Source organism: Neisseria sp. P0009.S007 (assembly GCF_051962515.1).
Genome location: NZ_JBQCVF010000117.1, coordinates 1 through 6,226 on the forward strand (window position 1 = coordinate 1; position 6,226 = coordinate 6,226).

Annotated in this window: 6 protein-coding genes and 1 pseudogene; 6 read left to right on the top strand and 1 reads right to left on the bottom strand. The window is 51.1% G+C overall.

Annotation, left to right across the window (positions count from 1 at the left end):
- From ACTHS3_RS09775 to ubiE, 5 genes and pseudogenes are all read left to right on the top strand, one after another.
- Window positions 1–387 (top strand): annotated as a pseudogene (locus ACTHS3_RS09775) (CAP domain-containing protein); the annotation flags it as partial.
- 76 nt (window positions 388–463) lie between these two features.
- A complete protein-coding gene (locus tag ACTHS3_RS09780) occupies window positions 464–697 on the top strand; it encodes a cytochrome b6 (RefSeq protein ID WP_107810353.1) in 234 nt (77 codons plus the stop codon).
- Window position 698: 1 nt separating this feature from the next.
- Entirely contained in the window at window positions 699–1,130 is a 432-nt protein-coding gene (locus ACTHS3_RS09785) for a gamma-butyrobetaine hydroxylase-like domain-containing protein (protein ID WP_107696901.1), read from the top strand.
- Window positions 1,109–1,516: an MBL fold metallo-hydrolase gene (locus ACTHS3_RS09790; RefSeq protein WP_440367850.1), complete on the top strand. Its 408-nt coding sequence runs from the start codon at window positions 1,109–1,111 to the stop codon at window positions 1,514–1,516. Before ACTHS3_RS09785 ends, ACTHS3_RS09790 begins: the two co-directional genes overlap by 22 nt.
- Before the next feature lie 29 nt (window positions 1,517–1,545).
- Window positions 1,546–2,283: a bifunctional demethylmenaquinone methyltransferase/2-methoxy-6-polyprenyl-1,4-benzoquinol methylase UbiE gene (ubiE, locus tag ACTHS3_RS09795; protein WP_004519946.1), complete on the top strand. Its 738-nt coding sequence runs from the start codon at window positions 1,546–1,548 to the stop codon at window positions 2,281–2,283.
- A gap of 166 nt (window positions 2,284–2,449) precedes the next feature.
- Here the strand turns inward: ubiE and ACTHS3_RS09800 are convergent, their stop codons facing one another.
- Window positions 2,450–3,580 carry a polyamine ABC transporter substrate-binding protein gene (locus tag ACTHS3_RS09800; protein ID WP_070461746.1) on the bottom strand — a complete coding sequence of 377 codons (1,131 nt, stop codon included), beginning with the start codon at window positions 3,578–3,580 and terminating at the stop codon, window positions 2,450–2,452.
- Window positions 3,581–3,830: 250 nt separating this feature from the next.
- Between ACTHS3_RS09800 and alaS the strand changes: the two genes are divergently transcribed.
- A partial coding sequence (alaS, locus tag ACTHS3_RS09805; RefSeq protein WP_440367852.1) for an alanine--tRNA ligase occupies window positions 3,831–6,226 on the top strand: 2,396 nt, incomplete at its 3' end.

Below are 6,226 nucleotides of genomic sequence, written 5' to 3' on the forward strand. Positions count from 1 at the left end.
CGCCAATTTGCGCTGTTTCCTTTACAGCCATTGGAATACGACACCGACTACCGTGCCGTGTTCGAATACCGTCAAAACGGAAAAGACAAAACGGCCGAATGGACATTCAGCACGCAAAAACCCGATTACCCTTACTTCATCGTCAAAGGCGGCGAAACGCTGGCCATCGAATCCGGACAAAAATATTTTATCCATTGGCAAGATTTTTGGTGCTTGAAACAATGCGAACGCTACAACTACCGCATGAACCGCGACACCCAAATCGACATTATCGAGCGGCAGGCCGGCGGCATCATTATCCGTGTCAACGGAAGCAAAGGCAGCAGCATCCGCTTAATGCCCGAAGGCGAAGACAGGCGTGCCATTACACTTTATTTATGGAAATAAAGCCGTTTTCAGACGGCATGAAGCACCAAAAAGCTGATAAAATACCGCCTCACCACCCTACGGCAAGCTATCCAATATGACCAAACATCCGCAAACAGCAGCCAATACCCGCTATGCCTTTGCCAGCATTGTCGCCATGTTGGCCGCGTTTTTACTGTTCGTGGCCGTGATGTTGCTGCCTTTGGGGCTGACGGCGGACACCCAAGTGAGCCTGATACGGTTTTCACTCTACGCAATCGTGTTATTTGCCGTACTTGGCGGTATTTTTTCTGTACGCGTTGCCTATTTGCGTAAAAAGAACGGAGCATGACATGACCCAAGCCGATAAAATCCCACAAGAAATCCGCCTCCAGCAAGAGCGGCGCGTACTAACTTTGGTCTATGTTGACGGTGCCAAGAGCCTTCCTGCCGAATACCTGCGCGTGTACTCGCCCAGCGCGGAAGTGCGCGGACACGGTCCAGGTCAAGATGTTTTGCAAACAGGCAAAGCCGAAGTCAGCATTACCGATTTAGACCCCGTCGGCCAATACGCCTTGAAAATTACTTTTTCAGACGGCCACGACAGCGGCCTTTACGACTGGGACTATCTCTACCGACTAGCGCACAATCAAGACTCGCTTTGGCAAGACTATCTCGACCGCCTCGAAAAAGCCGGCGCGTCCAGAACACCAAGTGCCGAAGATTTGAAACCCAAACACACGCATTCCTGCGGTAGCAGCGGTTGCGGCGGAAAGGCCGTCTGAAAAAAGGCGAGTCCGTAACATTGGACGAAGGCAGAATCATTGACGGCAAAGCGTTCCTCTCCCCACCAAAAAAAGGACGGGTAGTGGCTATCTTCGGCGATACCAAAGCCTGTCCGCAGGCAGTACGCGCCGCACAAAACGCAGACGTTTTGGCGCATGAAGCAACCTTTGCGGCAAACGATGAAGAGACAGCGGAACGAGTGTTCCAATCAACCGTATCCGATGCTGCCAAGCTGGCTTTGCAAGCCAATGTGAAACAACTCTACCTGACCCACATCAGCGCACGTCATACCGAAGAAGAGCAACGCCTGATGCTGGAGCAGCAGGCACAAACTATATTTCCCGCGTCGAAAGTGGTTGGCGATTTCGACGTATTCAATATCTGAATCCGTATTATTTTAAGAAGGCAGACACTATGAGCGACCACAAAACCCATTTCGGCTTCTCTACCGTTGATGAAGACGAAAAAGCAGGCAAAGTTGCCGAAGTCTTCCACTCCGTGGCAAAAAACTACGACATTATGAATGACGTAATGTCCGGCGGTCTGCACCGTGTTTGGAAACATTTCACCATCAATACCGCCCGCCTGAAAAAAGGCGACAAAGTATTGGACATCGCCGGCGGCACAGGCGATTTGTCCCGAGGCTGGGCAAAACGCGTGGGCAAAGAAGGCGAAGTTTGGCTGACAGACATCAATTCCTCCATGCTGACGGTCGGCCGCGACCGCCTGCTCAACGAAGGCATGATTCTGCCCGTATCGTTGGCAGACGCTGAAAAATTGCCATTCCCCGACAACTATTTCAATCTGGTTTCCGTCGCGTTCGGCCTGCGCAACATGACGCACAAAGATGCCGCGCTGAAAGAAATGTACCGAGTATTGAAACCGGGCGGCACCCTGCTGGTGTTGGAATTCTCCAAAGTGTACAAACCTTTGGAAGGCGTGTACGACCTCTACTCTTTCAAACTGTTGCCGATTATGGGCAAACTGATTGCCAAAGATGCCGACAGCTACCAATACCTCGCCGAGTCTATCCGTATGCACCCCGACCAAGAAACCTTAAAGCAAATGATGCTGGATGCAGGCTTTGACAGCGTGGATTACCACAACATGAGCGCAGGCATCGTTGCACTGCATAAAGGCGTGAAATTCTAAGACCGTCTGAAACAAACACAAAGGGCGTGATTGATATACACGCCCTTTGTTTTTAAACCTTACCCAAGCCAAGCTAATACAAACCAAAGGCCGTCTGAACAGCCGTAAAACGAAATCAAGGATTTCGGTTACACCATTCAGACGGCCTTAATACGTTTAAATCAGCTTATGTCCCTGCTTTCACGCTTTGCCATTGACGGACCATAAATTTCAATGCCGCCGGCTGGATAGGTACCATGATAAAGCTGTTTTTCAAATCCTCCTCGGTTGGGAAAATCGTATTGTCGTTTCTAAACTCTTCATCCATCAGCTCCTGAGCCGGTTTGCTGGATGGCGCATAAGTAACAAAATTGCCGTTTTTCGCCGCAACTTCAGGATCTAAGAAATCATTGATATACGCATGGGCATTGGCCACATGTTTAGCATCTTTCGGAATCACAAACGAGTCTACCCAAATTCCCACGCCCTCTTTCGGCATCATCACACGGATTTTTTCTTTGCCGCCTGCTTCTTCGGCACGGCGTTTGGCAATATTCAAATCGCCGCCGAAGCCAATCGTTACGCAAGTATCGCCGCGCGCCAAATCATCGATAAAACCGGACGAGGTAAAACGCTTGATGTACGGACGGTTTTTCTTCAAGACTTCTGTAGCCGCCTTAATATCCGCCGTTTCGCTGCTGTTTGGATTTTTACCCATATAGTTCAATACCATAGGATAAATCTCCGCTGCGCTGTCCAAATAGCTGATGCCGCATTGCTTGAGTTTGGACGTGTATTCGGGGTTAAACACCAAATCCCATTGATTGTCCGGCAGCTGATCCGTGCCCAAAGCCTTTTTCACACGCTCGGTATTGATAGCGAAGGTGTTAGTACCCCAATAAAACGGAACGGCATATTCGTGGTTCGGATCAACGCCTTCCATCAGTTTCATCAACTGAGGATTCAAGTTTTTATAGTTGGGAATCAGGGATTTGTCGATTTTCTGATACGCACCTGCCTTAATCTGCCTACCGACAAACGCATTGGAAGGACCTACGATGTCGTAACCCGACTTGCCGGTCAACACCTTGCTCTCCAGCGTTTCATCGCTGTCATATACATCGTAAGTTACTGCGATACCGTGTTTTTTCTCAAACGCGGCAACCGTCTCGGGATCAACATATTCCGACCAGTTGTAAATGCTCAATACCTTTTGATTATCGGTTTGAGCCGCCTTGTCGGCAGAAGTTTTGTCCGAGCCGCCGCAGCCGGCCAGTGCCAGCGCAGTCAGTACGATAAGGGGCAGATGTTTGGTCATTATCATTCCTTGCGTATCCGGTTGAAAATAGAGAGGCATTATAAAGCAGGCAAGCCCGAGCGGATAGGCTTCATTGTTAAAAGATATCGTCCCGCTTAAGGCCGTCTGAAAGACAGATTGCAATCAACTTAAAACCTTTCTGCCGATAGCTTGAAATATGGTTTTGCGGTAAGATAACGCCCATTCGTTTTTAATCGCAACGCGCCGTCCGGGCCGTCTGAAATCCTTGTAAAAAATTTATCGAGACATTATGAAAACCACCGAACTACGCCAAAAATTCCTGAAATTTTTCGAATCTAAAGGCCACACCATCGTCCGCTCCTCCTCGCTCGTGCCACACGACGACCCGACCCTGCTGTTTACCAACGCAGGCATGAACCAATTTAAAGACGTATTCCTCGGCTTTGACAAACGCCCCTACAACCGCGCCACTACCGCGCAAAAATGCGTACGCGCAGGCGGCAAACACAACGACTTGGAAAACGTCGGCTACACTGCCCGTCACCATACCTTCTTTGAAATGATGGGCAACTTCTCCTTCGGCGACTACTTCAAACGCGACGCGATCCACTTCGCTTGGGAATTCCTGACTTCCCCCGAATGGTTGAACATCCCTAAAGACAAACTGTTGGCGACCGTTTACGCAGAAGACGACGAAGCCTACAACATCTGGTTGAACGAAATCGGCATGCCTGCCGAGCGTATCGTCCGCATCGGCGACAACAAAGGCGCGAAATACGCGTCTGACAACTTCTGGCAAATGGGCGACACCGGCCCTTGCGGCCCTTGCTCCGAAATTTTCTACGACCACGGCGAAGAAATCTGGGGTGGCATTCCGGGCAGCCCTGAAGAAGACGGCGACCGCTGGATCGAAATTTGGAACTGCGTATTTATGCAGTTCAACCGCGACGAACAAGGCAATATGAATCCGCTGCCTAAACCATCCGTTGATACCGGCATGGGCTTGGAACGTATGGCCGCCGTCATGCAGCATGTCCACAGCAACTACGAAATCGACCTGTTCCAAGACCTGCTCAAAGCCGTTGCCCGCGAAACCGGCGCGCCGTTCAGCATGGAAGAACCAAGCCTGAAAGTCATCGCCGACCACATCCGCTCCTGCTCCTTCCTGATTGCAGACGGCGTGATGCCGTCCAACGAAGGCCGCGGCTATGTACTGCGTCGCATCGTCCGCCGCGCCGTACGCCACGGTTACAAACTCGGTCAGAAACAAGCGTTTTTCTACAAACTCGTGCCCGACTTGGTGAAAGTAATGGGTGATGCTTATCCTGAGTTGAAAGAGAAGCAGACGCAGATTATGGAAGCCCTGCGCGCGGAAGAGAGCCGTTTCGGCGAAACGCTGGAAAAAGGCATGGGCTTGTTCAATCAAGTGTTCAACGGCATGAAATTCTTGAAACTGGAAAGCCTGCTGCCGCAAGATGGTGCGGGCAAACCACTGGCATTGAAAACCGCAGAGGGTGTGGAATTCACCGCCGCCTCCCGTGCCGCTTCAGGCAAAAAGCAAATCGTTATCCGTCCCCAAGTTTCAGGTAGCCTGAACGAAGGCATGTATATCGATTTGCAGGCTGCTTTGGAAACCGCCCATATTCCCGACGCGGAAAAACCGTTTGCCGAAGCCTTAAATGCCTATTTGATGGACAACATCGCCAACAGCAAACTCGTTATCGGTGGTGAACACATCTTCAAACTCTACGACACCTACGGCTTCCCTTACGACCTGACTGCCGACATGGCGCGCGAATTGGGCATCGATTTGGATGAAGAAGGCTTCAACCGCGAAATGGATGCACAACGCGCACGCGCACGCGCCGCACAAAGCTTCAAAGCCAACGCCCAACTGCCTTACGAAGGTCAAGACACCGAGTTTAAAGGTTATAGCGAACGCCAAACCGAATCCAAAGTCCTCGCCCTCTACAAAGACGGCGAGCAAGTCAACGAATTGAACGAAGGCGACGAAGGTGCCATCGTTATCGACTTTACCCCGTTCTATGCAGAATCCGGCGGCCAAGTCGGCGACGTCGGCTATATCTTTGCAGGCGAAAACCGCTTTGAAGTACGCGATACCCAAAAAATCAAAGCGGCTGTATTCGGCCAATTCGGCGTACAAACTTCAGGCCGTCTGAAAGTCGGCGACAGCGTTACCGCCAAAGTGGATGACGAAATCCGCAATGCCAATATGCGCAACCACAGCGCGACCCACTTGATGCACAAAGCCCTGCGCGATGTATTGGGTGAACACGTTGAACAAAAAGGCTCTTTGGTTACCGCCGAATCCACCCGTTTCGACATTTCCCATCCTCAAGCGGTCACTGCCGAAGAAATCGCCGAAGTAGAACGCCGCGTCAACGAAGCCATTTTGGCCAACGTTGCCGTCAATGCCGCCATTATGAGCATGGAAGATGCCCAAAAAACCGGCGCCATGATGCTCTTCGGCGAAAAATACGGCGACGAAGTACGCGTACTGCAAATGGGCGGTTTCTCAACCGAATTGTGCGGCGGTACACACGTTTCACGCACCGGCGACATCGGCCTCTTCAAAATCATCAGCGAAGGCGGTATTGCCGCAGGCGTGCGCCGTATCGAAGCCATCACCGGCCTGAACGCACTCAAATGGGCGCAAGATCAAGA

Coding starts and splice junctions, on each gene's coding strand:
- ACTHS3_RS09785 (WP_107696901.1), top strand. CDS start 699: ATGACCCAAGCCGATAAAATCCCACAAGAAATCCGCCTCCAGCAAGAG.
- ubiE (WP_004519946.1), top strand. CDS start 1,546: ATGAGCGACCACAAAACCCATTTCGGCTTCTCTACCGTTGATGAAGAC.
- ACTHS3_RS09780 (WP_107810353.1), top strand. CDS start 464: ATGACCAAACATCCGCAAACAGCAGCCAATACCCGCTATGCCTTTGCC.
- ACTHS3_RS09800 (WP_070461746.1), bottom strand. CDS start 3,580: ATGACCAAACATCTGCCCCTTATCGTACTGACTGCGCTGGCACTGGCC.